Raw genomic sequence first — 26,459 nt, 5'->3', positions numbered from 1 at the left:
CTCGTGTGAGCGGAATTTTCCGCGAAACCTGGAATTTGTAATGGATACATCAAAATTTGCTTGACCGCAAATTCTGTTTTGAATTATATTTGTAGTCAATTGAATTGTTTATGATTTTTTTGAAGTTAAATTCAGTGCTAGCGACAATATTTATGTTCCATGAAAGCGGATTATGCATCAAACAGAGTCTATTGACAGTCAACGATTACCTGAAATTTTAGCCGTTGAACATCTTGCATCATTGATTCATAAGTCCCCAGCGAGCATTCGTAGTGACGCATCGCGTAAACCTGAATCCCTTCCTCCGATTTGCCGCTTGCCAGGAAATAAGCGTCTTCTCTTTCGTTTGGAGGATGTTCGTGCTTGGTTGGCCAAGCACGTGCAACAACAACCTCTCCCTTTCATTGCTCCAGTAATTCTGTCTCCAAGACGGCCCGGACGCCCTCGTAAGACCGAGGTACGCGCATGAGGCCGGTACGTAACACCCTTATCAAGGGGCGTCGCAAGGAGGCATTCAGCCCCTATGCAGAAGCATCCGGTTGTTCCACTCAGGCTCGCTCCGTTAAATCGCAGATTTACGGTGTCGGAAAACCTGCGGCCGCATGCTCCGACCGTTCCGTCAGCGCGCCAGCGCTGCCGGTGCGGATCGGTGCAGAGGCCGAAAGTGCCGGGTTAGTGCCGCAAATAGCGCATGTAAGCGCCGCCGGATGCCCCCCCATTAATAACATGGGGGAAAACTTAGAAAGCGCCGAATCTGAGGCCTGGTCGAGCATCTGTGACGAAGACTTGGGTGAAGTCGAGCTGGTAATGACAGATAGCGGAAAGATCAAGTCGGTGATGGTTCGTCGTCCATCAGCAGCTCAAACCTGCGTGATCGACTGGATCAATTTTTCGGTATTGGAAGATACCTGGTTCAAGACCGCACGCGAGCAGCTTATTTCTGATGATCAGATCATTGTTGAAGCCAGTCGGCAACTCGAAAAAATTTTCGGCTTCGGCATAACGGCCAATCGCGGTAAGGGCATGAACTTTTACCGTGACTCATGGGTCCTTGGAGACGATATGGGCTTCGTTTGCTTCGGGAGCCAGCGCTCGACAATGTTGATTACGTTGACTGGTCAGGGGTGCTTGAATGCCGTTGCTGGTTGGGAAAAGCGGCTATACGATTTCCTCACGAAAACGGCAATCAGGCCCACTATTTCCCGCATCGATCTTGCGCACGATGATCTTGATGGCTCCTACCTGTCCGTTGATTGGGCAGAGCAGCAGTGGTGGGATGGCGGATACAGTTTTAAAAAAGGTGGACGTCCTCCTGAGATTCAAGAAATTGGAAACTGGAAACGTCCTAGCGGCAAGGGACGTACTCTGACGATAGGTCAGCGCACTTCCAGCAAATATTGCCGCTTCTATGAGCGGGGTAAAAAAGAGGGCGACAAGTTGTCCTTGTGGTGCCGCTGCGAGATTGAGTTTAAAAATACGAATACGATTATTCGACCCGACGTATTGCTTGACCCGAGCTCGTTTTTTGTCGGTGCATATCCGTGTTTGGCAACGTTTGCCACCGTCGAAACGCCCGCCCGCATGGAAGTGAAGGCACGCGCCCAGCACATTACCGTGCATGACTCTATCGCTGTGACGAAGCGCCAGTACGGCAAATATATCCGTGTCTTTCGGGCGTTGTTCGGGGACAAGGAAACGCTCGATCTGATTACCAATGAGGACGAAAACGCTTTTCCAAAGCGACTGAAACCGTTCCTCAGTTTTGCAGACACCGGACCAGCTCCCGTTCACGTCGAGCCGCCTCCGTATGTCCCATCATTTTTCCATTTTATTAACACCGTCCCATCTTTCGGCCTCAATGGGGAACACGGTTTTGCGTAGGCCATGAAAAACGTAAGGGTACCCAATGAAATTTAGCTCAACCATCAAAGTAACAGGCATGAAGTTCTCCAAAGGCAAGATGGATAACGGCACAGAATTTGACAGCACCAAGGTGTATGTCGAGACCGAGCTGGACACCAGCAAAGACACTGCCATGGGGACTGCATGCGCCGAATACGGGCTGGGCAAGGCCGACGAATACCAGAAATACAAACACCTCGCCGATGCACTTCCGTTCATGGCTATTGCCGACATGGAGATTGTCACGAACGGGAAAACGCAGAAGACCATCATTCATGCATTGAAGCCGATCGAGCCTGCAAAGCCTTCCGGCCAGGGCGTCAAAAATGTGGCCGCATAGGCCGGAAGTCAAGTTCATCGTCCAGGACAAGGAATCTGCATTGTTTTTAATGCCTTGTGAAGGGGATGTGGGCTTCACTCCCTGGGCGCATGAGGCGGGACGATTTGAGGGCCTTGCTGAGGCGGTCGATACTGCCGCTTTGAACTGTCATGAGGGTTTTTTCGTAACGGAAGTTCTACCAAGTATGTGATCTGCAGGGGGAGCCATGCTTTCTGATTATCCGATTCAGGATATCGCGCTGGTCGTGTCGTGCGTGGTTATCTGGGCACTTGGCTTTCAGGCCGGGTTGAGTCTCCGATGACCGCGCAGGACGCAATTGAATTGGGCGGTTTATTGCTCGCCGTCTATGCCGGCGGTTTTTGTTGCGGCTTCATTGTCAACTATTTCCGCAGGTTTCTTGAGCAAATTTAAACATGGATGATATACAAATGAAAAACAAATTGATCGCTGGTTTTGTTCTGTCGATTGCCGCGGCTGGCTCTGCAATGGCTGAAATACCGGCTTCGGTTGCGACTACGGTTGCATCGATTTCCGCTGATGGCAAGAGCATGTTTGACACCGTGTTTCCGGTGGTCGGCGTTGTCATCGGTCTGACCGTGGTACTTAAGCTGTTCAAACGTTTCGTCGCTAAAATCTAAGGCACCTCATCATGCGCGTGCCACTGTTCAGCAAAAAACGGCTAGCAGCCCTAGTCCTTTGTTTCGTCTTCGTCGCTCCATTGGCGCATGCGATTCTTCCGGCCTTCGCTGCGGCTTGGCTGATCAGTGGCACCAATATGCTCATTACCGACATTGTTATGGCCCAAATCGGGGTTATCAGCGGTTGGCTATGGTATGAGTGCAACGGTTTTACCTCTATCGGAGCCTGCAAGGCTACTACACCAGCGATTGATCCTACTGCCGTCGATAATGCGTTCGGCAAAAAGCCCATCGTCGTTAAGCTTAACCCGGACTCCACTCGCAAGAATCCAGACACGAAAAAATGGGACAACCCGGCTAATGGAGGCCGTGATGCTACTCCTAAAGCCACGTTTCCACTGGCTGAAGCTTTGCCCGGAAATGGATCACTAGGTGCTGTTGCCAGTGCTGGAGTTGGCTCGTATCAGTACTCCCAAAATAATGGAACGACAGTTACGCAGTATGACGTTATCCAGACATACCAGCCTGGCATGGTTCAGACTGCTGCCGATACTGCGGCGAAAAATAGCACGGCCTCGGCACATGTTGGTTGGTCGTGGTCTGGTGGATACTTCATATCGGCTAACGATTGGCGGGCTGTCTGGTACAAGACTGTCGCTACTCCCACATGTCCCGCAGGTTATTCATTAAGCGGCACTACCTGTAATTTAGCCAATGCTACTCAGGTGAAAAAGCCAGCAAGTACAACTTGCGAGGTTTTGTACAGCGCCGGTACTCAGACCTTTGATTTTGATTCCGCAAACCCCAATTGCGATGGCCTCAAGGAGTCGCTCGTATCAGGAAAAAAGCTCTCTTCGCCGTCGAATTCCACAGGGGAAAAGATGAGTGCTGAGCCCACTGCTAACGGAGGGTTCAACATTTGTCAGACCCAGCAGGACGGGTCTTGGAAATGTGTCCAGACTGGTCCGTACAATCCCGGCACTGGTGGCTACCCGGGGCAGACGGGCACCAGTGGTACTGGCGGTACTCCTGGCGACACTGGAACCGGCCCAGGAACAGGTACAGGTTCCGGCACAGGAACGGGTACAGGCACAGGCACTGGCTCCTCGTCCGGCGGTTCATGTGGTGGTGCATCGCAGGTTAAGTGCGGCATCGATGATTCCGGTCTAGATGGCAAGACCGCAGATACAGACACCTCAATTGCCGGTGTTCAGGCTGCTCATGAAGGTGTCTTGGGGGCTATCCAATCTCACATGCCCACTGCATTCAGTTGGAACTGGGCCATCCCAGTTCAGCCAGTTGCCTGTAGTGCGCTGTCGTACAACGTACTTGGAATGGCTTTCGTTATCGATTGGTGCAAGTACGTTCCTATGATGCAGCAGGCTATATCGTTTCTCGCCTACTGTTTCACCGCTTTGCATTTGTTCAAAATTATCACGCGGCCAGCACGTCGCTAAGGAGTCATGATGCAGTTGCTCGGCAGTTTTTTTATCGGTCTTCTTGGTAGTCTTTTCGAATTCTTCGTTAAGTATCTTGGCAAGCGCCTTTCGCTGGTGATCGCGGTCATTACCTTTCTTGGTGGGTTGGCTGCAGCCTTCTTCACGGCCATCTTTGCCCTCATAACGACGGTCCAATATGCGATCAGTGACTATTCGATTTCATTCGCCATTGCTGTGCTCTGGCCCGCGCATGTTTCCGTTTGCATATCCGTCATTTTCAGCGCAGAGATAACTCGGTGGGTGTATGACCGCTCCACGTTTTATGTCGGCCTTTTCTGGGAGTCTGCAGGCCGTTAGGTGGAAACATGGATGCATTGGTCAGCCCATGCTGTTCCAGATGTGTAGGGATGTGGTTGGTAAAGCTAATCCCTGTACTTACTAATTTTTATTGGAGTCGCTTATGGCAATTATCGTGTTTCGTGGACGTCTCGGCGAAGGAATGAGTTACCACTCCTTTGCTCGAGTAACAGGTATGGAAGTTCGTCTTCAACAACTGCATAAGCTCGAAGGCAGAATGCAGGATTTTCGCCGCTGGTGCATTGCACTTGGGGAAACCAAGCATGTAAGCGTTGTTGATGCTCATCTTACGCTCATACGTCAGAGAATTGATGAGCAACGCTATGACTAACAATTACTCGTTTGGATGTTAAGTGGCCTTCTACATTGTTACTGGAAAACTTGGAAGCGGTAAGAGCTTGATATGCGTTTCCAAGATCAAGGAAGCGCTTCTAAATGGTCGTCGGGTCGCCACCAACCTCGACATTTTTGTCGAGAAAATGCTGCCGGTAGACTGCCGCCGAATTTCGCTCACGCGCCTTCCTGATTTACCCTCGCTTGCTGATCTCGATGCACTGGGGCGTGGCTCCGAATCGTTTGCTGATGAGGATAAATTCGGCATGATCGTTCTTGATGAGGCATCCGGTAGTTTCAATGCTCGTGAGTGGGCTGACAAGTCACGACAGGGGATGATCGACTGGCTCAAGCATGCGCGCAAACTTCGCTGGCACGTGTACATCATTGTCCAGACAGAGGGCATGCTCGACAAGCAGATACGCGACGCCTTCGGTGAACATCTTGTCACCTGCAAGCGCATGGACCGGCTTGCTATTCCGTTCGTCGGGCTGCTTGGCAAGCTTGCCGGCTTCAATATTCGACCGCCGAAAGTTCATGTCGGTATTGTTCGGTATGGCCTTGGCCAGCGCGACCCCGTCGTCGACCGCTGGTTCTTCCGTGGCACTGGACTGTACAAGGCATACGACACGGAGCAGAAATTCGATGCCGCTACGTCGCCAGGACGATTCTCGTATTTGGCGCCTTACTCTCTCGTGGGACATTCAATGAACAAATTCCAAATCGCGAAAGCCATCGCAGCCATGTACGTCGGGTCGGCTCTTGTCATCGGCGCGTTGTTCAGTTGGTCGGCTAGCTGGTGGCTCTATAAGGGTAGTCAAAATGATCTTCTCAAGCACGGCTCAGCCACGCTTAACCAGTTCAAGACGGGTGACGTTGACAACTCGATTTCGATCGATGGTGTCATGTTTCTTGATAACGTTGTTGTCGCATACCTCAGCGATGGCAGGGTAATACGTACTACCGACTTCGCGAGAGACGATGGAGGCATTCGTGTCAAGGTCGGCTCTAAATGGATTTACAAAAAGGACTGATATGAAAAATCTCATTGCGGCTGCTGTGTTCGCCATGACAGCCTTGTCGGCAACCGCCAAGCCCATTGCATTTAACTTCTCCAAGGTAGATCTCAATAAGTTTCTCGACGCAACCTATGGAGAGGTGCTTCACAAGAACTATGTTCAGACGCCAGAGCTGATGGCTCAGGGCAAGAAGGTATCTGTGCGTATTTCTGTCAAGGAATCCGAGCTGTTACCCTTCCTCGTCGGTTTTCTCGATCAGCTTGGTGTAGAGCAACGTGAAACTGGCGGTGTCGTCTATCTCGCCCCTAAGTCGTTAGCTGCCCCCCAGGCTCTGCACGGTAGTTCGCTACCCGCTATGCCAGTCGACCTTAATTCTCCGCTTCCGGTAGCGTTCGGTGGCTTGCAACCAGTATCAACTGCACCTCTTGTTAGAAAAGATTACGACGTATACACGCCTGTGGCGCGTACTGGGGAATTCATCTGTGCGTTCGTTGGCGCGATGTTCTCCCCCGGCGCCTGCCACGTTTCCGGACCTGTGGTCGTCCTCAAGCTTGATACTGAGGACATGGACAAACTGCATCCGCTTCTTGAAAAAATCGACACTGTTGCTGGTCGCGTTAAGATCAATGCTACGTTTGTAGAGGTGACCAGCACCGGTCGTGATGGCTTTGGAATGTCGGTTCTTGCTAACGTTCTCGGTTCGCAGTTGGGCGTCACTCTCGGGACTCCATCTTCGGCTGCTGCTATCTCGCTCAAGGGTACGAATTTTTCGGCTGTTATTGACGCCATCAAACGTGACAGTCGATTCAAACAGATCGCAGCTCCTTCGGGCGCTGTCTACTCGGGCGAGCGATTCAGTATAGTAACTGGCGAGGATGTTCCGACCCTTGGCGATATCCAGCTGGACAACAAGGGCAACACTTCTCAGGCAGTCGTCTACCGCCCATCCGGCGTTATCCTCGATGTAGTTCCGCGTGTCGTACGTGGCCCAAACGGTTCACGTGTTGAGGCCGTTATCAAGGCACAGGTGTCTTCGTTCGTCGCTACGACCAACGGCGTCAACGGCAGTCCTACTCTCAGCAAGCGCGAAGTTCAAACCGTCCAGTTGCTTGACGATGGCGAGGTAGTTGTATTAGGTGGACTTAATACATCAAAGACGACAAATTCCACGGCAACGCTCTTTGGCCTTCCGTTTGGGCACGCTCATCAGGCTGATTCGACGGAGCTGTTGCTAATCCTTACAGCGTCAGTCGATCGATAACCTACTCACTTTCGCGTGCGAAAGTGAAGTGAAAAAGGAGTAAAAAAATGGCATGCAAGCAGAGTAGGTGGTATGGCGAGCCGAACGAGCCTCAAGTTTTTACGTGTGAAACTACAGACTTGGGGTGTCCTTCTTGCGGGTGCGCGGTCCTAGTGCCAGACACAAGAGATTGGCGATATGAGTGGGATGGATATGAAACCTTGATTCCTGCCGTAAAGGGGTTATTTTGCCCAGAATGTAATGATGTTGTGACGTGCGATGAGCATAGCGTGCGTCTTGAGGACCTTATGCTTGTGTTTCGGAAGGGGGTTGTTGAAGGGCGGCGCAAGCCATCTGGTTACATCTAAACTGAATTTGCTCGTCGCTTCGTTTTATAAATGAGGCGTATGAAGCCATGTGGCGAGAGCATGCTATCCGTGAAGAAGGGGGAAGGCTAGATCGAGAGGCATCATGAAGTGTTTAGCTTCATACTCTTCGATCATCGTGGCGAGAGCGTCCAGGCGGTCACCTTCTAGCGTGCCTAATTTGGCCATCATAAGTGACTCGATTTCTTGCAGTGCTTTACTATAGTCAGCTGGCGTGTTGATGGGTTCAATGCTCATAATCATCTTCAAATTGTCTGCACGTATATTCATACTACCCTCGGGTAACGGCCTTCTGCAAGCCGGCCGTGGAGTGTGCTCACTGAAAAAAGGGCGATTTGAGGCCCGCGAGGGCTGGAGCGAAGCGGAACCCTTTTTGTCTCACGGTGGCATGTAGGAGCGTTTTGGCCGGTCGTCCCGGCCAGCGACGATGCCGGCCGGTTGTTGTCGCAAGTTTGGAGCTCCGTATGCTCAGGGGCGTGGCTCAATAGCAGAAACGGAGTTCATCATGTTCAAGAACGGTATGCGTCCTGTTCACCCAGGCGAGATCCTGGTGGAGGACTACATCAAGCCCATGGGCCTCAGCGTGCGTGCTGTGGCTTTGGCCCTGCATGTTCCGTATTCGCGTGTCCGCGAGATCACCAAAGGCGTGCGTGGCGTGAGTGCTGACACAGCCTTTCGCCTAGAACGATATTTTGGTAGCGAGGCTCAAGGCTGGTTGAACCTGCAAAGCGCATTCGACCTTCGTGACTCCGAGATATCTGTCGGAAAAAGCGATCCTTAGGGAGATTAATCCTCTCGTCCTGGCGGCTTGGCTCAAGGACAATCGTCCACAGCAGTACCCACGGTATAGGCGACTGGCCTGGTGTGCCGTGAAGGTCGGTATCAGGAGGCGCGATTCACGGTGGCATGTAGGAACGTTTTATCCGGTTATCCTAGCCAGCGACGATGCCTGTCGATTGTTGACTGATGATGATACCCCTGAGCATCAGTACACTGTATGCATGCACAGTGCTTGACGTGTACAATCCATCTTAAACGCTTGAAGAATGTCTCAGGGTCTGGATGCGCATGTACAATCGTATGCTAGCAAACATCAACCTCGCCGGCACTTGTCGGTATGCATCCCAATGAATCTTCAAGAAAAAATGATAGCGCGCATATTGTTCAAGAACAAAGTTCTGTCAGCGGATGCGCAGGTGTTTGAGAACTTGTTTACCTCAATCTTCGGGTATGCACGTCCTGATTTTAGGCAAGTGAAGCCACAAGGTAATTTAGGCGATCGAAAGAACGATGGGTTTGAGCCTGCGTCAGGTCGCTACTATCAGGTTTACGCACCTGAAAACGTCCAAGAAAAAGAATCTTCAGCTATCAAGAAGCTGGAGGGAGATTTTGATGGACTGAAGTCTTTCTGGGCTGGAATATATCCAGTTGGTATCAAAGAGTATTTTTTTGTACTAAACGATAAGTATAAGGGTGCGTACCCTACAACTTACCAAGCACTGGCTGAGTTGCAAAAAAAGCACTGCCTAGATAAGGCCGAAGTAATTGCTTGCAAGCATCTGGAGGATGTCATTTTTGATGAACTTCAGGAAGAGCATGTTTACACAATTGTAGGCTTTTTGCCTGATACCACCACTATCGTAAAGCTTGACTACTCGGTATTAACAGAAGTGGTCGCACACGTTTTGGCTAATACCCCAAATAACGCGGTGCAAGGGAAGTTAGTCACACCAGAGTTTGAAACAAAACTTGTTTTTAATGATTTGAAAGTTGCCGCAAGTTTCTTAAAAGCAGGCTCCTACCAAGACAATGCAGTTGAATCCTTCTTTAAATTGAACGCGAATTTTGCTCGGCACGCAGTTCGTCAGTCGTTGAACGACATGTATATAAATGCCAAAACACAGGGTTTCGTCTCGGATCCTATCAGTGGCTTGACTGCACAAGATCAGATCTATTTTGATGTGCTTGCAAGTGCTACTCCCAATTCATTTTCGGGAGATAAGAGGGCTACTCCAAAGGCTGTACAGGTATTACTTTCTTACTTTTTTGAAAGCTGCGATATTTTTGAGGAACCAATAAATGTTACTTCCTGACAAACATATTGGGATGAGCGAGTCTTTGCTCGGTCTAGGAGCGTATCTACTTGGATTACTCCGTCAACCACAGACTGTTGATGCGATTTGGTTTGAATATCGTAAGGCCCGTGATTCGGGTATTTATTCTGCGCATCATACATTTGAGAATGTAGTACTTGCACTTGATGTTCTTTTTGCTATTAAGGCCATAAATCTTTCTAACAATGGGTTGATAGAAAAATGCGCTTAATCAGTCTTGCAGCGAACATGGCTTCTTTTAAAACTGTCGAGTTTAACTCTGACGGTTTGACTTTGGTCGTGGGTGTAAAAACAACCGTGAGCGAAAGCAAGGTTGGCAAGACAGATAAGACTTACAATGGGGTAGGTAAGTCTCTTCTGATTGAAATAATTAACTTTTGCTTAGGTAGTAACAAAAATGACCCGTTTGGAAAATCTCTTCCTGGGTGGGAGTTTACGCTTACTTTTGAGCTGGATAGAGCGCAACATACGGTAAGTCGCAATACACTTTCTCAAAACAAAGTCTATCTTGATAATGTCGAAACGACTTTAAAAAAGTATAAAGAGTTTTTGGAACAGAGGCTTTTTTCTATTCCTGAAGATGCTACAGGTCTTAGTTATCGCTCACTGATTTCCAAGTTTATCCGGATAGGTGGTGCCAGCTATACCAAACCAGATGAAACTGCGTCAGATTATAGTCCTTATGAATCCTTGATACGGAATTGTTTCTTATTGGGCTTGGATACTGAGCTAATTGTTGAAAAAAACAGTTTGCGAAAAAAATATTTAGAAATTGATGGATTAATAAAAAGCTTTGAAAAAGATACCGTGATTCGGGATTTCTTCAAAGGTGATCTTGATGTAGATATTACTTTGACTGAGGCAAATGAGGAAATTTATCGTCTGGAGGAAGAGCTTCGGCGATTTGAAGTTGCAGCGAATTATTATGACATTCAAAAGGAAGCCGATCGTTTAGCCGACACTTTATTTGATCTTAAAAATAATGTTGTGCTAGTTAGAAATGCTATCGATAGCATAGATGCGAGTCTAAGGCAAAAACCTGATGTTGCTATTGAGAAAGTTTTAAATGCTTATCAGGAAGTAATTCAATCATTTAAGCCGGACACAATCCGACACTTAGATGAGGTTGAACGTTTTCATAAAACACTGTTAGAAAACCGAATTGCTAGGCTTTCCAGGGATAAACTAAAGTTTTTGAAGCAGCTGAATGATACAGAGCAAGAGATAATTAAAGGGCAAGCTAATCTTGACCAAAAAATAGCCTTGCTGGGAACTAGCCGAGCTTTAGATCAATTTGTTGCTATTACAAACCAAGTTAGTGCATTGAAGGCTGAAGCTCAAAAGCTGAAAGACTTTAAAGAGTTGAAGCAAAAGTACAGCGACATGTTGGCCAATATAAGTAGTAATTTGAGCGCGGGCATTATCAAGACAAATGCATATCTTGGTGAGTGCAGTGCTGAGATTGAAGCTAAGCTTGGTCCATTCCGTACTCTTGCGAAGCGATTTTACCCACGGGCCCCTGCCGGTATTACATTGCGCAACAATGAAGGTGATAACCAAATTCGGTTTGACATGGATGTTCGAATACAGAATGATGCTTCTGATGGTATTAATGAAGTGCGCTTGTTTTGTTTCGATATGACCTTATTACTTGCCAAATCTCATCAAGTTAGATTTATTGTGCATGATAGCCGCTTGTATAGTGATATCGACCCGCGTCAACGTGCAGTTTTATTTAAGACTGCCCATGAAATGACAAAAGGTGCTGGCCTACAATATATAGCGACGCTGAATCAGGATCAAATCGAGGGTATGGCGGATCAGTTCAGTGATGAAGAGATGGCCGTTGTAATCAATAATAATGTTCGCGTCCGTTTGAAAGATGACTCCCCTGAGAGTAAATTGCTCGGAATTCAAGTCGATTTGCATTATTAAGGAAATCTAGCCAATTTTTTTGGCTAGATCTTCTGCCTTTAGGTGAGTATATCGTTTTAGCATTTCCAAAGTCTTATGGCCGGTAATAGCGGCCACCTCCATCACATTTAGCCCCTTTTCAAAAAGCCGGCTCGTTGCTTCATGTCTCAGATCGTGAAATCGGAGACCTATGATGTTTGCCCGATGTTTCTCGCAGGCCCGTTCGAAGGCTTGACTCATGGATTCGGCTTGTAGCGAAAATATTCGGCCCTCCTTTTTCATTTCTAGCTCTGATAGTGCTTTGACGGCAGCTTTTGATAGGGGAACCGTGCGAGGCACATCTGTCTTCGTTTTTGGTAAATGGGCCGTCTGTCTCTTTAGGTCAGTTTCTTCCCAGCACAGCGAAGCAAGCTCATTTCGACGCATGCCCGTTTCGACCGCTAAAGTGATTATTGTTCGGAGTTCAGCGGATTTGGTAGTCTCAAGAATCTTGCTTATTTCTGCCTGCGTGACCCTACGATCACGTCCCCGTGGTTTGGTGGGCTTACGCACTTGGGCTGTAGGAAGTCCACCAGGGAGAGCTATGCCCCAATCCATGGATGCCGTTTTTAGAACACGATTCAATAGGTTTATTTCGTGAATCACCGATTGCGGTCCGACGACTTGCAAGCGATTGTCTCGAAACTTAGCCACTTGGAAAGAGGTTAAGCTGGCTAAACGGTAGCTACCGAATGCTTCGATTAGAGTCTTGATACGCGATTTGTCAGACTGTTCGCTACGCTTGGTTGGTAGCACTTCAATGGCGAATCGTTGCAGCACGTCCTTGACCAGTGTAGCTTCTGCCTCGGTGCGAGATACGAACACACCGCGCTCCATCTCGGACTCAATGATGGTTGCCCAGCGTCTGGCGTCGGCCTCTTTTGTAAATGTCTTGGTCTGAGCAGGATAGCCGCGCTTACGAATTTGTACGTGGTACTGGCCTTCGCCTTTTTTACGGATGGTGGGCATAGTGTTTGTTGGCAGCATTGAAATGAGGCAACAGTGTGCCAAAATTGTGCCAATAAAGGTGAAATATATCGTTAAGGCCCATGGATACTAGTGCTAATTTGGGCCTCCGAAGCCAAGGGTCGTGGGTTCGATCCCCGCCAGCCGCACCAAGATGTTCCCGTTGTTTCCCGATATTTCCTCCTCTACTTTGTTCGCAGTTGATGGGCCGGCCTGTGTCCGTTCGCGCTCCTGCATTGACGTCGCGTAAATTGTTATATTATTTAGGTTGCGTTTATTGCGTTTGCTTCGTAAGCTTGAATGGAAAGTAGGAGGATGCCATGTCGACTGTGATCGATCGTCTGGACAATAAAGAAGATCTGGAACTGGTGAAGGTGGCACAGCGGTGCTTGGTTAGTGCGCTCGATCATTCGCGCGCCGTGCAGATTGCCGTTCTGGAAGAGGGGGCGCAGGACTTGGGCGATGCCCCCTTGCTGCGCTTGCCGCCGAATGTGGTGCGCCTGTTTGCCGACGTGCTGGGCACCTTGGCGCAAGGGAAGGCCGTGACGGTCATGCCCAAAGAACTGGATGTAACGACTCAGGAGGCGGCGATGTACTTGAATATGTCGCGGCCCTATCTGGTGCGGTTGCTGGAGGCGGGGAAAATTCCTCATCACAAGGTGGGTACGCACCGCCGGTTGCGCTTCGAGGATGTGGTGCAGTACAAGGATGAGCGTAAACGGCGCTCGGAACAGGCCTTGCAGGCCTTGGCAGATCAGGCGCAGGAGCTTGAACTGGGGTACTGATGGCCGGATACTATCGTTACACTGCCGTCCTGGATGCCTGTGTCTTGTATCCGGCGCCGTTGCGCGATCTCCTGCTGAGTCTGGCTGCGGATGGTATCTTCAGCGCCCGCTGGACAGCGCAAATACAGGATGAGTGGTAGCGTAATTTGCTGCTTAAGCGGCCGGATCTCGAGCCTTCCGCGTTGGCGCGGACGAGCGCCCTGATGACGCAAGCGGTCGAAGACGGCTTGATCGAGTCTTATGAATACCTGATAGATGCCTTGGTCTTGCCGGATCCCGACGACCGGCACGTGCTGGCGGCGGCCATCGTGGGACATGCCGATGCCATCGTCACCTTCAATCTCAAAGACTTCCCGGCCACGCTCATGCGCGGGCATAACCTTGAGGTATTGTACCCCGATGATTTTCTGGTGGCGCAGTATGAACTGGCCCCTCTGCGCACGCTCGCAATCGTCAAGGAAAACCGGGCACGATTGCGGAAACCACCCCGATCCGCAGCTGAATTGATTGCTACCTATGAAGCGCAAGGCTTGTCCCAGTTCGTGACATTGCTGCGTTCCTCGATGACTTCGCTATAACGTTGCGCCTTGCTGCAAAAACCCCAGGCACGCCGGCGGCGCCGCCCCCGACGAGGCCAGATTCTAGCCCGTGATTGCGATCCCATTCTGCTACCGATGCGGTGCCCAATCCGCATCCTGCATCTTGGCGGGCGCCTGTTTGCCGATGACACACCAGCGCTGCCAATTTTTTTGGCATGCGCTTGCCGAAACCGCCCACGACGCCCCTGCCGTTGTCCGTTTACAACCCTCCCAGTGCTCCAGCTGCCGATATCGAAATTGATATCAAAACAGTGGAAAAATTGATTGGAGAGATTATCGTCCAGCCCCTAAGATAAACGCCGAGCATGCGTTCGACATGCAAGCCGTATAAAAATATCAATACAATATCTGGAGATTCATGATGTCTTACGCCACCGGCCCGCTCGCGGCCATTCCCCCTCGTCCATTCACCTTGAAGGCAGCTGTTGCTGCACTGGCCGGTATCGGCTTGCTGAGCTCTGCCTCGGTCTGGGCGCAGGCGGATGCCGTGCCGGCCCCCGTGGCGCCAGCGGCCGAGGTGGCCGCGGTGGCGCCTGCCGCCGTGCCGCAAGCGGAAGGCGAAGTGTCGGTCGTGACCGTCAGCGGCGTGCGCCGCTCGGCGCAAAACTCGCAGCAGATCAAGATGCGCTCGGACCAGGTCATCGATTCCATCGTGGCCGACGATATCGGCAAATTCCCCGACAATAACGTGGCCGAGACCCTGGCGCGCGTGTCCGGCATCCAGATTCGCCGCGATTCGGGCGAGGCCAGCGCCGTCATGATCCGCGGCTTGCGCGATGTCACGACCCTGCTCAACGGCCGCGAACTGTTTACCACCACGGGCCGCTACGTCAACCTGGCCGACATTCCCGCCACCATGCTGCAGCGCGTGGACGTGTATAAATCGCAGGGCGCCGACCAGGTCGAGGGCGGCGTGGCCGGCATCATCGACGTGCGCACCAACCGTCCGTTTGATTTCAAGGATTTCACGGCCAGCGTCAACACGCGCGCCATGTACAGCGACAAATCGAAGGCCACGGACCCGAACGTCAGCGGCATGGTATCGAACCGCTGGAAAACGGGCATCGGCGACGTGGGCGCCTTGTTCGGCCTGTCGCAGCAGCAACACCGCTACCACGAGGAACGCGCGTTCAATACGGCGCCCGTGGACAAAAGCTACTTTTCGCCGGGCCTGACGGCGCCGGATCAGGTCGGCTTGCTGCCGATCAAGGGCGACCGCCGCCGCACCACCGCCAATGCCGCGCTGCAATGGCGCCCGAACGCCGATGTGGAACTGTACGCGGAAGGCATGGCTACGCGTTTCCTGCTCGACTCGGAATCCGATTACTTCGTCGGCCTGCCATGGTGGGGCACGCCCGTGTCCGCCACCAAAATTCCCGGTACCGACCAGCTGCAAACGCTGACGTCGACCAACGTCAACACCATCATGTCGACGCAGGCGAACAAGAGCGAATCGAAGACGCACCAGTTCGCCGTGGGTGGCTTGTGGGAAATCAATCCGGAATGGCGTTTCACGTCGGAACTGGCCAGTACCAAGAGCACGTTTAACTGGCGTAACCCCATTCTCGACGCCATCACGCAAGTGCCGAACGCCACCATCAATACCAATCTGAACGGTACCCTGAACGTCGATTACAGCGGCATCGACCTGAAAGACCCGTCAAATTACTATCTGAAGGGCTTTTTCGACCGCTACGGCCAGGATGAAGGCAGCTCGAACGACTTGCGCGCCGACCTGGCCTACACGCCCGGCGCCGGCGGCTTCTTCAAGGAAATCAGCGTTGGCGTGCGCGGCGTGAAACGCGAAGCGCAATCGATCAAGAGCTATGAAGGCAATGCGGAAGCACCGGACGTGTCCGGCGCAGCATTTCCCTTCAACCGCCAGAGCGTGACTTCGATACCCGGCCTCAATTGCCTGTCGGAGCCGATGTCCAGCGGCGGCCCCAACTATGGCCTGAAGCAGTGGTACACGCCGTGCGCCAGCTTCCTGATCAATAACACGGGCGCCCTGCGCGAAGCCATCACGGGCAGCAGCGCCGCGCGCACCCTCGACCCAGGCTCCTTCTTCAAGGATACGGAAAAAACCTATTCCATCTACAGCAAGGCCAAGATCGCCTTCAAGCTCGGTGAATATCCGGTCGATGGCACCCTGGGCGTGCGCGTGGTGCGCACCGAGCAAAGTCTGCAGGGCAACAGTTCACAGGATGGCGTGTATACGCCCGTCATCAGCGACACTTCCAGCACCGATGTGCTGCCGAGCGTGGCACTGAAGATCAAGCTGCGTTCCGACCTGATCGGCCGTTTCGCGGCGGGCCGCACCATCAGCCGCCCCGGCTTTGCCCAGCTGAACCCTGGCGTGGCCCTGGTCAACTCGACGGAAACGGTCAAAGCCACGGGCGCGGGCGGCAATCCGAATCTGAAACCGGTGACGGGCGACAATTTCGATGCCGCCCTGGAATGGTATTTCGCCCCGGCCGGCTCCGTGAACGCCACCGTGTTCCATCACAAGTTCGACGGCTATATCCAGCAGCGCATTTCCAGCGAAACCATCGGCGGCAAGGTGTACGACGTGGACCGCCCTTACAACACGGGCGCCGGCAAGCTGCAGGGCCTGGAAATTGGCTATCAGCAGTTTTATGACGGCTTGCCGGGCATCTTGAACGGCCTGGGCTTGCAAGCGAACGGCACCTACATGAGCGGCAAGACGGACGACGAGACGGGCAGCCATGCCATCACGGGCGTGTCGCGCTACGCCTACAACCTGGTCGTGCTGTACGAAAAAGACGCGTGGTCGGGTCGTTTGGCCTACAACTGGCGCTCGAAATTCATCGACAGCTACAACCAGGGCGGCCCCGGCCTGGACCTGAAAGTGGCGGCCACGGCCCAGCTCGACGGTTCGCTGTCGTACAAGATCAACGACCAGTTCACCTTGACTCTGGATGGAAATAACTTGCTCGATACCAAGTTCAAGGATTACTGGAACGAGCCGGGCGTGTATGCGCGCGATACGCGGCGCTACGACCGCACCGTCGGCCTTTCCCTGCGCTGGAAAATGTAAAACGTCCATGGCTGCGTCGCATTGCCTCACCGTACTTTTCGTACTGTCGTCGGCAATGCGCCTTGCCCTGAACGTTTTACCGGAGTGAAAAGCAGTATCCAAGGGCGTTGCCATGGTTTCGGCCGGCAGCGCCCCTGTCAGTTGGGCAGTCAGGCACGATTCATCATAAAAAGAATGGACGGAAAGCATGGAGACGCAAAAATTATCTACCGTTGAAAAGGTCGGCTTCGGCGCTGGCGACATGGCGCTGAATGTCGTCATCTCGTCGATGATGTTGATCATCACCTTTTTCTATACCGATATCTATGGCTTGAAAACCAGCGACCTGGCCCTGCTGTTCGTGGCCGTGAAAGTGGTGGGCGCCATCGCCGACCTGGTCATGGGGCAGATCACCGACCGCTACAGCTTCGCCTCGGGCCGCTATCGGCCATACCTGCTGTGGCTGGCAGTGCCATTCGGCGTCAGCGTGTTTTTCGTCTTCACCACGCCGGAATGGGGCTATGACGCCAAGCTCATCTGGGCATATTCCACGTATATCCTGATGACCATCATGACGGCCGGCGTGGGCATCCCCTACATCTCGCTGATCAGCGGCCTCACCAGTGACCCGCACGAGCGCCTGTCGGCCAACGGCTACCGTTTGTTCTTCGCCAAGATCGGCGCCTTCATGGTGACCATCGTCGTGCCGATCCTGTCGCAGCGCTGGGGCGGCGGCAACCCGGCCGTGGGCTATCAGGCGGCCATGGCCGTGATGGCCGTGATGGGCGTGGCCCTGTTCCTGTTCTGCTACTTCACCACCACCGAGCGCGTCGTCCACGTGGTCGAAAAGCAATCGCTGCTGGAACAGCTGCAAGTGCTGCTGAAGAATGACCAGTGGCTGGTGCTGTGCGGCGTGTGCGTCACCGGTACGGTGGGCTACGTGGTGCGCGGTTCTGTCGCTATTTACTATGCGAAATATTATCTGGGCGGCGACACGGAAACCGTGGCGGCCTTCTTGACCACGGGCGTGGTGGCGGCCATCCTGGCCATGATCGCTTCGACCTGGATCACCAAGTTCTATTGCAAAGTAAAACTGTTCCGCTATTCGCAAATTGGTGTGGCGCTGATCAGCCTGGCGATCTATTTCTTCGTCAAGCCGAGCGACACGGTGCTGGCCTTCGCCCTGTATTTCCTGCTGTCCTTTGTGGTGGACTTGCATGCGCCCGTGTTCTGGTCGGCCATCGCCGAGACCATCGATTACGGCCAGGTGAAAACGGGCAAGCGCGTGTCCGGCTTCGCCTTTGGCGGCATCTCCGTCTGCCAGAAGGCGGGCATGGCCGTGGCGGGTTTCCTCGTCGGCATGTTGCTGTCGTATTTCGATTACCAGCCGAACCATGAGCAAACGCAATTCGCCCTGAACGGCATCGCCCTGATGCTGTCGATCATCCCCGGCTTCTTCCACCTGCTGATGGGCCTGCTGATGTTCAAGTACCGCATCAGCGATGACTACTACCGTGGCGTGAAAGTGGAAATGCACAAGCGCGGCTACGTGGCTGCGTGAGGACACCTGAGCTAACCTGCTGCGCGTCGGTATAGGCGGCCTGCGATGCTCACCGTACTGGAGTACGGTTGCGCTTCTCAGCCACCTCTCCCTTCCGCTCGCTACGGTTTGCTCAGGTGTTGTAAGGCAAACTAATTTAATCTGATGAAATGATTTGGAGTGCTTATGGCTGAAGTCCTGACCCCGCTGATCGAACAACGCGCCGATCCGCACATTTACCGCCACAGCGACGGCTATTATTACTTTACGGCTTCCGTGCCGCAATACGACCGTATCGAGCTGCGCCGTGCCGACAGCATCGCCGGCCTGGCCGATGCGCAGCAAGTCGCCGTCTGGCACAAGCCGGAGACGGGCCCGTACAGCGAGCTGGTGTGGGCGCCCGAGCTGCACTTCAACCAGGGCGCCTGGTATGTGTATTTCGCTGCCGCACCGAGCCGCGAGATCAAACATAAGCTGTTCCAGCACCGCATGTATGCGATCCGCAATACCAACGCCAACCCGCTCGAAGGCGAGTGGGAATTCATGGGCCAGGTCGACACTGGCATCGACACCTTCTGCCTGGACGCCACCACTTTCGAGCACCATGGCCAGCTGTATTACCTGTGGGCACAGAAAGATGTGGCCATCGAAGGCAATTCCAACCTGTACATCGCGCCGATGGCCACGCCATGGCAGCTGGGCGGCCCACCCGTGATGCTGAGCAAGCCGGAATTCGACTGGGAAATCCGCGGCTTCTGGGTCAACGAAGGGCCATCCGTGCTGAAGCGCAACGGCAAGATCTTCATCAGCTATTCCGCCAGCGCCACGGATGAAAACTACGCCATGGGCTTGCTGTGGGCCGATGACACGGCCGACCTGCTCGATCCAGCGGCGTGGAGCAAGTCGCCCGAACCCGTGTTTGCCACCTGCTACGAGCACGGCATCTACGGCCCTGGCCACAACAGCTTTACCACGGCCGAAGATGGCGACGGTGTATTGCTGGTGTACCATGCGCGCACCTACACGGAAATCGTCGGCGATCCTTTGTGGAACCCGGACCGCCATACTTTTGTCAAACCGCTGCGCTGGGATGCGCAGGGCATGCCCGTGTTTGGCCGTTCATCGACCCTGTAAACCTGGACCCCACGCCATGACCTCAGTTGATTCCGCTTCTGTTTCAGTGACGCAAGCACCGTTCGGCATCTTGCCTGACGGCGCCCACGTCAGCGTCTTTACCCTGAGCAACCGCCAGGGCATGCAAGTCAAGGTGCTGGACTTTGGCGCCATCATCAGCGAAATCCACGTGCCGGACCGCAATGGCACCTTTGCCGACGTGGTGCTGGGGTTTGAGCGCATCGAACCCTACCTGCACAATGCAGCCTTCCTGGGCGCCGTGATCGGCCGCTTCGGCAACCGCATCGCGGAAGGGCGCTTCAGCCTGGATGGCAACGATTATCAGCTGGCCGTGAATAACCCGCCGAATCACTTGCACGGCGGCCTGCAGGGCTTTCACCAGGTCATGTGGCACGCCGAGCCGTTCACCAGGGACGACGCCGTCGGCGTCACGTTCACGCGCAGCAGTCCGGACGGTGAAGATGGCTATCCCGGCAAGCTGGACGTCACGGTGGTGTACGAGCTGGACAACGACAACGCGCTGAGCCTGCGCTACCACGCGATGACGGACCAGGCCACCCCCATCAACTTGACCAATCACAGCTATTTCAACCTGGCTGGGCAGGGGCATATCCTGGGCCACGAGCTGTCGATCAACGCGGACCGCTACCTGCCCGTCGACGCGGGGTCGATCCCCACGGGCGAACTGGCGGACGTGGCCGGCACGCCATTCGACCTGCGCCAGCCCACCGTCATCGGCGACAGCATCGACTTGCCGCATGAGCAGATCCGCATCGGCCGGGGCTACGACCACAACTTCGTGCTGAATAAACAGGCAGGTCAGTTGCTGAACCTGGCCGCCAAGGTGCGCGATCCCGCCTCGGGCCGGGTGATGCAGGTGTACACGCAGGAGCCGGGTATCCAGTTTTATTCCGGTAATTTCCTCGACAGCAGCCAGTACGGCAAGCTGCGCGCCATCAGCTACCGCAGCGCGCTATGCCTGGAAACCCAGCATTTCCCCGATGCGCCGAACCAGGCGCATTTCCCCAGCACCATCCTGCGTCCGGGCGCGGTCTATCAGACGGAAACCGTCTATCGGTTTTCCGCAGAATAATCGTCGCAGCTCCCTGCGGTCTGACCCGGCGGGCGAATATGCCCGATGGGCAGATTCCGATCCCGAAGGGATAAACCAGCCCACGCCCTGCCGCCATGCGCTCGCAGGGCGTTTTCATTGGTGCATGCCGATATCGTTTTCGATATCGGAACGCTATAAAAATTGATTGGAAAGGCATGGCAGGATTCTTTAGTATTCCAACATCGCTGCCCGGGCTGACGACATTAGATCCGGCATGGCACAACCAGGAGAATTGCATGTCTGAGACAAAAAAGAAGGTTGCCCTGCGCTCCGCCGAGTGGTTCGGCTCGCAGGACAAGAATGGCTTCATGTACCGCAGCTGGATGAAAAACCAGGGCATACCTGACCACGAGTTTCATGGCAAGCCCATCATTGGCATCTGCAATACCTGGTCCGAGCTGACCCCGTGCAATGCGCATTTCCGCCAGCTGGCCGAACACGTCAAGCGCGGCATCCTGGAAGCCGGTGGTTTCCCGGTGGAATTCCCCGTGTTCTCGAACGGCGAATCGAACTTGCGCCCAACGGCCATGCTGACGCGCAACCTGGCGTCGATGGACGTGGAAGAATCGATCCGCGGCAACCCGATGGACGCCGTCGTGCTGCTGGTCGGCTGCGACAAGACCACGCCAGCGCTGCTGATGGGCGCGGCCAGCGTCGACATCCCCACCATCGTCGTCAGCGGCGGCCCCATGCTGAACGGCAAGCTCAATGGCAAGGACATCGGTTCCGGCACGGCCGTATGGCAGCTGCACGAGCAGATGAAAGCCGGCTCCATCACCCTGCATCAGTTCATGTCGGCCGAGTCGGGCATGTCGCGTTCGGCCGGTACCTGCAACACCATGGGCACGGCCTCGACCATGGCCAGCATGGCCGAAGCGCTGGGCACGTCCCTGCCGCACAACGCCGCGATCCCCGCCGTCGATTCGCGCCGCTACGTGCTGGCGCACATGTCGGGCATCCGCATCGTTGAAATGGTGCACGAAGACCTGCGCCTGTCGAAAGTGCTGACGCGCGAAGCGTTTGAAAACGCCATCAAGGTCAACGCCGCCATCGGTGGCTCGACCAATGCCGTGATCCACCTGAAAGCCATCGCCGGCCGCATCGGCGTGCCCCTGGAACTGGAAGACTGGACCAAGGTCGGCCGTGGCACGCCAACCATCGTCGACCTGCTGCCGTCGGGCCGTTTCCTGATGGAAGAGTTTTACTATGCGGGCGGCTTGCCGGCCGTCATACGCCGCCTGGGCGAGGGCGATTTGCTGCCGCACAAGAATGCCTTGACCGTCAACGGCAAGTCGCTGTGGGACAACTGCGTCGAAGCGCCGATCTACAACGATGAAGTGGTGCGCACCTTGGACAACCCCTTGCTGGCCGATGGCGGTATCTGCGTGTTGCGCGGCAACCTGGCGCCACGCGGCGCCGTGCTGAAACCATCGGCCGCCTCGCCGCACCTGATGCAGCACCGTGGCAAGGCCGTCGTGTTTGAAGATTTTGAACATTACAAGGCGCGCATCGTTGATCCGGATCTGGATGTCGATGCGAACTCCGTGCTGGTCATGAAAAACTGCGGCCCGAAAGGCTATCCGGGCATGGCTGAAGTGGGCAACATGGGCTTGCCGCCAAAACTGCTGGCGCAAGGCATCACCGACATGGTGCGCATCTCGGATGCGCGCATGAGCGGCACCGCCTACGGCACCGTAGTGCTGCACGTGGCGCCGGAAGCCATGGCCGGCGGCCCGCTGGGCATCGTCAGGGATGGCGACATGATCGCCCTCGACTGCCATAACGGCAGCCTGAACATCGACATCAGCGACGCGGAAATCGCCGAGCGCCTGGCAGCCCGCGAACTGGGCAGCGCGCCAGGACCGAAGAGCGGCTACCAGCAGCTGTATATCGAACACGTGTTGCAGGCCGACGAAGGCTGCGATTTCGACTTCCTGGTCGGCAATCGCGGTTCCGCCGTGCCGCGCCACTCACATTAAGCGGAGAGAATCATGCTGTTGCTGCAATTTACGAATGAACACGGCGGCCGCCTCGTCGGCCTGCTGCAAGACGACCAGATCCGCGTTATCGAAGGCTACAACACGAGCTATGCGCTGGCGCAAGACGCCATCCGCAAGAAGGTCAACCTTGCCGAACTGGTCAACGCCACGGTCGGCAACACCACGCACCTGTATGCGGACGTGGCCGGCAGCGGCCGCCTGCTGCCGCCGCTGGACCACGCGGATGAGGCGCACTGCTACGTGACGGGCACGGGCCTGACCCACCTGGGCAGCGCCGGCGCGCGCGACGCCATGCACAAGAAAATCGGCGGCGATGCGGAGTCCCTGAGCGACTCCATGAAAATGTTCCGCCTGGGCGTGGAAGGCGGCAAGCCTGCCGCCGGTACGGCCGGCGCACAGCCGGAATGGTTCTACAAGGGCGACGGCTCCATCGTGCGCGCTGGCGGCCAGCCGCTGCGCATGCCGGACTTTGCCCTGGACGGCGGCGAAGAGCCGGAAATCGCCGGCCTGTACGTGATCGGCGACGACGGCCAGCCGTATCGCGTCGGCTACGCCATCGGCAATGAATTCTCCGACCACGTCACGGAACGCCAGAACTACCTGTACCTGGCCCACTCCAAGCTGCGTGCCTGCAGCGTGGGACCGGCCTTGCTGGTGGGCGAATTGCCTGCGCACATAGACGGCACCTCGCGCGTGCTCGACGCGGCGGGCAATGTGCGCTGGGAAAAAGCCTTTGTCAGCGGCGAAAACAATATGTCGCACACGATCGCCAACCTGGAACATCATCACTTCAAGTATCCGCTGTTCAAGCGCCCTGGCGACGTGCACGTGCACTTCTTCGGCACGGCCACCCTGAGCTTTGCCGATGGCGTCAGCGTGCAGCCGGGCGAAACCTTTGAAATCGAAGCGCCGGCCTTTGGCCCTGCCCTGCGCAACCGCCTCGATGTCTTCCCAACCGAATTTGCGAAAGTGAGCACATTATGAGTTTTATCATCACCGGTGATGCACTGATCGGCGGCGTTGCCGTCAAAGGTAATGGCGGCTCCTTCGAAGCCTGGGACCCGTCCGCCCGCGCGCACATCGCGCCTGCCTTCCACATGGTCGACGCCGCGCAAATCGACGAAGCCTGCCTTTTGGCGCAAGCCGCCTTCGACCCGTTCCGCGCCACCACGGATGCGGAACGCGCCGATTTTCTCGATACCATCGCCGCGCAAATCATCGAACTGGGCGACGAGCTGATCGTACGCGCCATGACGGAAAGCGGCTTGCCGCGCGCGCGCCTGGAAGGCGAACGCGGCCGCACGGTGGGCCAGCTGAAACTGTTCGCCGGCTTGCTGCGCGAGGGTTCCTGGACAGATGCGCGCATCGACAGCCCGCTGCCGGACCGCGTGCCGCCACGCCCGGACTTGCGCTTGCGCATGATCGGCCTGGGCCCCGTCGCCGTGTTTGCGGCCAGTAACTTCCCGCTGGCCTTCTCGGTGGCCGGTGGCGATACGGCCTCGGCCCTGGCTGCCGGCTGTCCCGTCGTCCTGAAAGCCCACTCGGCCCACCCGGGCACGTCGGAGCTGGTGGCGCGCGCCATCGTCAAGGCGATTGCCATCTGCAAGCTGCCCGCCGGCGTGTTCGCCTTGCTGACCGGCACCGGTAACGGCATCGGCCAGGGCCTGGTGGCCCATCCGGCCATCCAGGCCGTCGGTTTCACGGGTTCGCGTTCGGGCGGCATCGCCCTGATGAAAGTGGCGGCCGAGCGTCCACAGCCGATACCCGTCTATGCTGAAATGAGCAGCATTAATCCCGTCTTCGTGCTGCCGCAAGCGCTGGCTGCCCGTGGCGCGGCGATCGCCAGCGGCTTTGCCGCCTCGCTGACCATGGGCGTGGGCCAGTTCTGCACCAATCCCGGCCTCGTGCTGGGTTTGGAAGGCGCTGACTTTACCGCTTTTGCGGCCGCCGCCGCCGACGCGCTGGTGCCGGCGCCAGCGGCCACCATGTTGACCGCTGGCATCGCCAGCAGCTATGCCAAGGGCGTGGCCGCGCTGGCGCAGCACGCCGACGTGACACCGCTGGTGCAAAACGCGGGCGAAGAAGGCAAGGGCGCCGCCGCCCTGTTCGTCACCTCGGGCGAGGCCTTCCTGGCCAAGCACGACCTGCGCGATGAAGTCTTCGGCCCGGCTTCCCTGCTGGTGGCGTGCCGCGACATGGAACAATTGCTGGCGATCACGGAAAGCCTGGAAGGCCAGCTGACGGCCACCCTGCAGATGGATGCGGGCGACCTGGAAGACGCGCGCCGCCTGTTGCCCGTGCTGGAGCGCCGCGTGGGCCGCATCCTGGCCAACGGTTTCCCGACGGGCGTGGAAGTGTCGACGGCCATGGTGCACGGCGGCCCGTTCCCGGCCACCTCGGATGGCCGCAGCACCTCGGTAGGCACGGCCGCCATCAACCGCTTCCTGCGCCCCGTGTCCTACCAGAACCTGGCGCAGGACTTGCTGCCGGAGTCGCTGCGCGACGATAATCCGCTGGGCATCTGGCGCCGCAAGGACGGTGTATTGGGCAAGGAATGACAGCACGGCGGGCCGTATATCATGCGGCCCGCTGTTGTTGCGCGTAATACCTAAAAAAATAAACAGGTGGAGACAAGATGAAGCAATTGGCGAAATATGGCAGCTTGCAGGGCAAGCGCGTGTTCATTACGGGTGGCGGCAGCGGCATCGGCGAATCCCTGGTGGCGGAGTTTGCCGCCCAGGGTGCCGTGGTGGCGTTTGTCGATATTGCCCGTGAAGCGAGCGAGGCCCTGTGCCGCCGCCTGGCCGAAGCGGGCATGACGGCGCCCCTGTTCCGCCATTGCGACATCACGGATATCCCCGCGCTGCAAGCCGTCATGGCCGAACTGGCCGACAAGCTGGGCGACTTCGATATTCTCGTCAACAATGCCGCCAACGACCAGCGCCACCAGGCGCAGGATGTCACCCTGGAATACTGGAACGAGCGCATTGCCATCAACCAGCGCCCGATGTTCTTCACTTGCCAGGCCGTCTTCGAGGGCATGAAACGCCAGGGCGGCGGCTCGATCATCAACGTCAGTTCGATTTCCTGGCACATGAAGTCGGGCGGCTACCCCGTGTACGCCACCACCAAGGCGGCTGTCGTCGGCTTGACGCGGGGCCTGGCGCGCGATTTCGGCGCGCATAACATCCGCGTCAATACCGTCACGCCCGGCTGGGTCATGACGCAGCGCCAGATCGACCTGTGGGTCGACGACGCGGCGGAACTGGAAATCAAGAAAAGCCAGTGCCTGCCCAATAAACTGATGCCGCAGGACATCGCCGCCATGGTGCTGTTCCTTGCCTCCGATGACGGCGCCATGTGCTCCTCCCAGGAATTCATCGTCGACGCCGGCTGGGTCTGACAAAACGTCCAGGGCGTTGTTGCAGGGTCTTGCCGTACGTTCGTACTGTCTTCGACCTCTGCGCCTAGCCCTGGGCGTTTTGTCGGGTGCGGGCCTTCCCGCAGCCCAATCGCTACCTCCATTGCAGCACCGCTCTTGCCGCCCCAACCCCGCGGCAGGA

The 26,459-nt window shown here is 55.5% G+C and carries 25 protein-coding genes; 23 read left to right on the top strand and 2 right to left on the bottom strand.

Annotated elements, in window-relative coordinates; translation table 11 throughout:
• The first annotated feature begins 465 nt into the window (after positions 1 to 465).
• The 9 genes from ACQ4WR_RS12240 (at position 466) to ACQ4WR_RS12200 (ending at position 7,636) form a co-directional block, all read left to right on the top strand.
• Entirely contained in the window at positions 466 to 1,881 is a 1,416-nt protein-coding gene (locus tag ACQ4WR_RS12240) for a replication initiation factor domain-containing protein (RefSeq protein WP_436487530.1), read from the top strand.
• Positions 1,882 to 1,939: 58 nt separating this feature from the next.
• Positions 1,940 to 2,242 (top strand): hypothetical protein, encoded by a 303-nt coding sequence (locus ACQ4WR_RS12235; RefSeq protein WP_332870872.1) that lies wholly within the window; start codon positions 1,940 to 1,942, stop codon positions 2,240 to 2,242.
• 428 nt (positions 2,243 to 2,670) lie between these two features.
• A complete protein-coding gene (locus ACQ4WR_RS12230) occupies positions 2,671 to 2,880 on the top strand; it encodes a major coat protein (protein ID WP_436487528.1) in 210 nt (69 codons plus the stop codon).
• An 11-nt stretch (positions 2,881 to 2,891) separates the two neighbouring features.
• Entirely contained in the window at positions 2,892 to 4,337 is a 1,446-nt protein-coding gene (locus ACQ4WR_RS12225; protein WP_436487526.1) for a hypothetical protein, read from the top strand.
• A gap of 6 nt (positions 4,338 to 4,343) precedes the next feature.
• Positions 4,344 to 4,676: a DUF5455 family protein gene (locus ACQ4WR_RS12220; RefSeq protein ID WP_436487524.1), complete on the top strand. Its 333-nt coding sequence runs from the start codon at positions 4,344 to 4,346 to the stop codon at positions 4,674 to 4,676.
• Positions 4,677 to 4,779: 103 nt separating this feature from the next.
• Positions 4,780 to 5,007 (top strand): hypothetical protein, encoded by a 228-nt coding sequence (locus ACQ4WR_RS12215; RefSeq protein WP_436487522.1) that lies wholly within the window; start codon positions 4,780 to 4,782, stop codon positions 5,005 to 5,007.
• Between the two features lie 22 nt (positions 5,008 to 5,029).
• Positions 5,030 to 6,043 carry a zonular occludens toxin domain-containing protein gene (locus tag ACQ4WR_RS12210; RefSeq protein WP_436487520.1) on the top strand — a complete coding sequence of 338 codons (1,014 nt, stop codon included), beginning with the start codon at positions 5,030 to 5,032 and terminating at the stop codon, positions 6,041 to 6,043.
• 1 nt (position 6,044) lies between these two features.
• A complete protein-coding gene (locus ACQ4WR_RS12205) occupies positions 6,045 to 7,289 on the top strand; it encodes a type II secretion system protein GspD (RefSeq protein ID WP_436487518.1) in 1,245 nt (414 codons plus the stop codon).
• 47 nt (positions 7,290 to 7,336) lie between these two features.
• Entirely contained in the window at positions 7,337 to 7,636 is a 300-nt protein-coding gene (locus ACQ4WR_RS12200) for a type II toxin-antitoxin system MqsA family antitoxin (protein ID WP_436487516.1), read from the top strand.
• A gap of 63 nt (positions 7,637 to 7,699) precedes the next feature.
• Here ACQ4WR_RS12200 and ACQ4WR_RS12195 read toward each other — a convergent pair whose 3' ends face one another.
• The gene (locus ACQ4WR_RS12195) at positions 7,700 to 7,891 is read right to left on the bottom strand and encodes a hypothetical protein (RefSeq protein WP_436487515.1); all 192 of its coding nucleotides are present in this window, start codon (positions 7,889 to 7,891) and stop codon (positions 7,700 to 7,702) included.
• Positions 7,892 to 8,159: 268 nt separating this feature from the next.
• On the opposite strand from ACQ4WR_RS12195, the gene ACQ4WR_RS12190 reads away from it, so the two are divergent.
• From ACQ4WR_RS12190 to ACQ4WR_RS12175, 4 genes are all read left to right on the top strand, one after another.
• Positions 8,160 to 8,435, top strand: coding sequence for a HigA family addiction module antitoxin (locus tag ACQ4WR_RS12190; RefSeq protein ID WP_436487513.1), 276 nt, complete (start codon positions 8,160 to 8,162; stop codon positions 8,433 to 8,435).
• Between the two features lie 346 nt (positions 8,436 to 8,781).
• Positions 8,782 to 9,747: an ABC-three component system protein gene (locus ACQ4WR_RS12185; protein WP_436487511.1), complete on the top strand. Its 966-nt coding sequence runs from the start codon at positions 8,782 to 8,784 to the stop codon at positions 9,745 to 9,747.
• On the top strand, positions 9,734 to 9,979 hold the full coding sequence (locus tag ACQ4WR_RS12180; protein ID WP_436487509.1) for an ABC-three component system middle component 6: 246 nt from the start codon (positions 9,734 to 9,736) through the stop codon (positions 9,977 to 9,979). Before ACQ4WR_RS12185 ends, ACQ4WR_RS12180 begins: the two co-directional genes overlap by 14 nt.
• A gap of 17 nt (positions 9,980 to 9,996) precedes the next feature.
• Positions 9,997 to 11,703, top strand: coding sequence for a DUF2326 domain-containing protein (locus ACQ4WR_RS12175; RefSeq protein WP_436487507.1), 1,707 nt, complete (start codon positions 9,997 to 9,999; stop codon positions 11,701 to 11,703).
• Between the two features lie 6 nt (positions 11,704 to 11,709).
• On the opposite strand, the gene ACQ4WR_RS12170 is transcribed toward ACQ4WR_RS12175, so the two are convergent.
• The gene (locus ACQ4WR_RS12170) at positions 11,710 to 12,690 is read right to left on the bottom strand and encodes a site-specific integrase (protein ID WP_436487505.1); all 981 of its coding nucleotides are present in this window, start codon (positions 12,688 to 12,690) and stop codon (positions 11,710 to 11,712) included.
• 317 nt (positions 12,691 to 13,007) lie between these two features.
• Between ACQ4WR_RS12170 and ACQ4WR_RS12165 the strand changes: the two genes are divergently transcribed.
• The 10 genes from ACQ4WR_RS12165 (at position 13,008) to ACQ4WR_RS12120 (ending at position 26,299) form a co-directional block, all read left to right on the top strand.
• Positions 13,008 to 13,472: a helix-turn-helix domain-containing protein gene (locus ACQ4WR_RS12165; RefSeq protein WP_436487503.1), complete on the top strand. Its 465-nt coding sequence runs from the start codon at positions 13,008 to 13,010 to the stop codon at positions 13,470 to 13,472.
• Between the two features lie 203 nt (positions 13,473 to 13,675).
• Positions 13,676 to 14,050: a VapC50 family PIN domain-containing toxin gene (locus tag ACQ4WR_RS12160; protein ID WP_436487501.1), complete on the top strand. Its 375-nt coding sequence runs from the start codon at positions 13,676 to 13,678 to the stop codon at positions 14,048 to 14,050.
• 379 nt (positions 14,051 to 14,429) lie between these two features.
• Complete coding sequence (locus tag ACQ4WR_RS12155; RefSeq protein WP_436487499.1) at positions 14,430 to 17,129, top strand: TonB-dependent receptor; 2,700 nt, start codon at positions 14,430 to 14,432, stop codon at positions 17,127 to 17,129.
• Between the two features lie 187 nt (positions 17,130 to 17,316).
• The gene (locus ACQ4WR_RS12150; protein WP_102292722.1) at positions 17,317 to 18,669 is read left to right on the top strand and encodes an MFS transporter; all 1,353 of its coding nucleotides are present in this window, start codon (positions 17,317 to 17,319) and stop codon (positions 18,667 to 18,669) included.
• A 165-nt stretch (positions 18,670 to 18,834) separates the two neighbouring features.
• Positions 18,835 to 19,782, top strand: coding sequence for a glycoside hydrolase family 43 protein (locus tag ACQ4WR_RS12145; RefSeq protein WP_102292721.1), 948 nt, complete (start codon positions 18,835 to 18,837; stop codon positions 19,780 to 19,782).
• 16 nt (positions 19,783 to 19,798) lie between these two features.
• On the top strand, positions 19,799 to 20,875 hold the full coding sequence (locus ACQ4WR_RS12140) for an aldose epimerase family protein (RefSeq protein WP_436487496.1): 1,077 nt from the start codon (positions 19,799 to 19,801) through the stop codon (positions 20,873 to 20,875).
• A 257-nt stretch (positions 20,876 to 21,132) separates the two neighbouring features.
• On the top strand, positions 21,133 to 22,875 hold the full coding sequence (locus tag ACQ4WR_RS12135) for an IlvD/Edd family dehydratase (protein ID WP_034752921.1): 1,743 nt from the start codon (positions 21,133 to 21,135) through the stop codon (positions 22,873 to 22,875).
• A 12-nt stretch (positions 22,876 to 22,887) separates the two neighbouring features.
• On the top strand, positions 22,888 to 23,880 hold the full coding sequence (gene araD1 / locus ACQ4WR_RS12130; protein ID WP_436487494.1) for an AraD1 family protein: 993 nt from the start codon (positions 22,888 to 22,890) through the stop codon (positions 23,878 to 23,880).
• A complete protein-coding gene (locus ACQ4WR_RS12125) occupies positions 23,877 to 25,454 on the top strand; it encodes an aldehyde dehydrogenase (NADP(+)) (RefSeq protein WP_436487492.1) in 1,578 nt (525 codons plus the stop codon). Before araD1 ends, ACQ4WR_RS12125 begins: the two co-directional genes overlap by 4 nt.
• A gap of 77 nt (positions 25,455 to 25,531) precedes the next feature.
• On the top strand, positions 25,532 to 26,299 hold the full coding sequence (locus tag ACQ4WR_RS12120) for an SDR family NAD(P)-dependent oxidoreductase (RefSeq protein WP_436487490.1): 768 nt from the start codon (positions 25,532 to 25,534) through the stop codon (positions 26,297 to 26,299).
• Positions 26,300 to 26,459 lie beyond the last annotated feature (160 nt).

It is taken from the genome of Janthinobacterium amylolyticum, assembly GCF_051380655.1.
In the GTDB taxonomy this organism is placed as follows: domain Bacteria; phylum Pseudomonadota; class Gammaproteobacteria; order Burkholderiales; family Burkholderiaceae_D; genus Janthinobacterium.
This window is presented reverse-complemented; position numbering and strand designations above follow the sequence as displayed.

Bases quoted from the DNA above. Each gene is read 5' to 3' on its own strand.
- ACQ4WR_RS12120 (WP_436487490.1), top strand. From the start codon at position 25,532: ATGAAGCAATTGGCGAAATATGGCAGCTTGCAGGGCAAGCGCGTGTTC.
- ACQ4WR_RS12185 (WP_436487511.1), top strand. From the start codon at position 8,782: ATGAATCTTCAAGAAAAAATGATAGCGCGCATATTGTTCAAGAACAAA.
- ACQ4WR_RS12150 (WP_102292722.1), top strand. From the start codon at position 17,317: ATGGAGACGCAAAAATTATCTACCGTTGAAAAGGTCGGCTTCGGCGCT.
- ACQ4WR_RS12165 (WP_436487503.1), top strand. From the start codon at position 13,008: ATGTCGACTGTGATCGATCGTCTGGACAATAAAGAAGATCTGGAACTG.
- ACQ4WR_RS12215 (WP_436487522.1), top strand. From the start codon at position 4,780: ATGGCAATTATCGTGTTTCGTGGACGTCTCGGCGAAGGAATGAGTTAC.
- ACQ4WR_RS12125 (WP_436487492.1), top strand. From the start codon at position 23,877: ATGAGTTTTATCATCACCGGTGATGCACTGATCGGCGGCGTTGCCGTC.
- ACQ4WR_RS12175 (WP_436487507.1), top strand. From the start codon at position 9,997: ATGGCTTCTTTTAAAACTGTCGAGTTTAACTCTGACGGTTTGACTTTG.
- ACQ4WR_RS12240 (WP_436487530.1), top strand. From the start codon at position 466: ATGAGGCCGGTACGTAACACCCTTATCAAGGGGCGTCGCAAGGAGGCA.
- ACQ4WR_RS12235 (WP_332870872.1), top strand. From the start codon at position 1,940: ATGAAGTTCTCCAAAGGCAAGATGGATAACGGCACAGAATTTGACAGC.
- ACQ4WR_RS12230 (WP_436487528.1), top strand. From the start codon at position 2,671: ATGAAAAACAAATTGATCGCTGGTTTTGTTCTGTCGATTGCCGCGGCT.
- ACQ4WR_RS12205 (WP_436487518.1), top strand. From the start codon at position 6,045: ATGAAAAATCTCATTGCGGCTGCTGTGTTCGCCATGACAGCCTTGTCG.
- ACQ4WR_RS12160 (WP_436487501.1), top strand. From the start codon at position 13,676: ATGACGCAAGCGGTCGAAGACGGCTTGATCGAGTCTTATGAATACCTG.
- ACQ4WR_RS12220 (WP_436487524.1), top strand. From the start codon at position 4,344: ATGATGCAGTTGCTCGGCAGTTTTTTTATCGGTCTTCTTGGTAGTCTT.
- ACQ4WR_RS12145 (WP_102292721.1), top strand. From the start codon at position 18,835: ATGGCTGAAGTCCTGACCCCGCTGATCGAACAACGCGCCGATCCGCAC.
- araD1 (WP_436487494.1), top strand. From the start codon at position 22,888: ATGCTGTTGCTGCAATTTACGAATGAACACGGCGGCCGCCTCGTCGGC.
- ACQ4WR_RS12200 (WP_436487516.1), top strand. From the start codon at position 7,337: ATGGCATGCAAGCAGAGTAGGTGGTATGGCGAGCCGAACGAGCCTCAA.
- ACQ4WR_RS12195 (WP_436487515.1), bottom strand. From the start codon at position 7,891: ATGAGCATTGAACCCATCAACACGCCAGCTGACTATAGTAAAGCACTG.
- ACQ4WR_RS12135 (WP_034752921.1), top strand. From the start codon at position 21,133: ATGTCTGAGACAAAAAAGAAGGTTGCCCTGCGCTCCGCCGAGTGGTTC.
- ACQ4WR_RS12140 (WP_436487496.1), top strand. From the start codon at position 19,799: ATGACCTCAGTTGATTCCGCTTCTGTTTCAGTGACGCAAGCACCGTTC.
- ACQ4WR_RS12225 (WP_436487526.1), top strand. From the start codon at position 2,892: ATGCGCGTGCCACTGTTCAGCAAAAAACGGCTAGCAGCCCTAGTCCTT.
- ACQ4WR_RS12180 (WP_436487509.1), top strand. From the start codon at position 9,734: ATGTTACTTCCTGACAAACATATTGGGATGAGCGAGTCTTTGCTCGGT.
- ACQ4WR_RS12190 (WP_436487513.1), top strand. From the start codon at position 8,160: ATGTTCAAGAACGGTATGCGTCCTGTTCACCCAGGCGAGATCCTGGTG.
- ACQ4WR_RS12155 (WP_436487499.1), top strand. From the start codon at position 14,430: ATGATGTCTTACGCCACCGGCCCGCTCGCGGCCATTCCCCCTCGTCCA.
- ACQ4WR_RS12170 (WP_436487505.1), bottom strand. From the start codon at position 12,690: ATGCCCACCATCCGTAAAAAAGGCGAAGGCCAGTACCACGTACAAATT.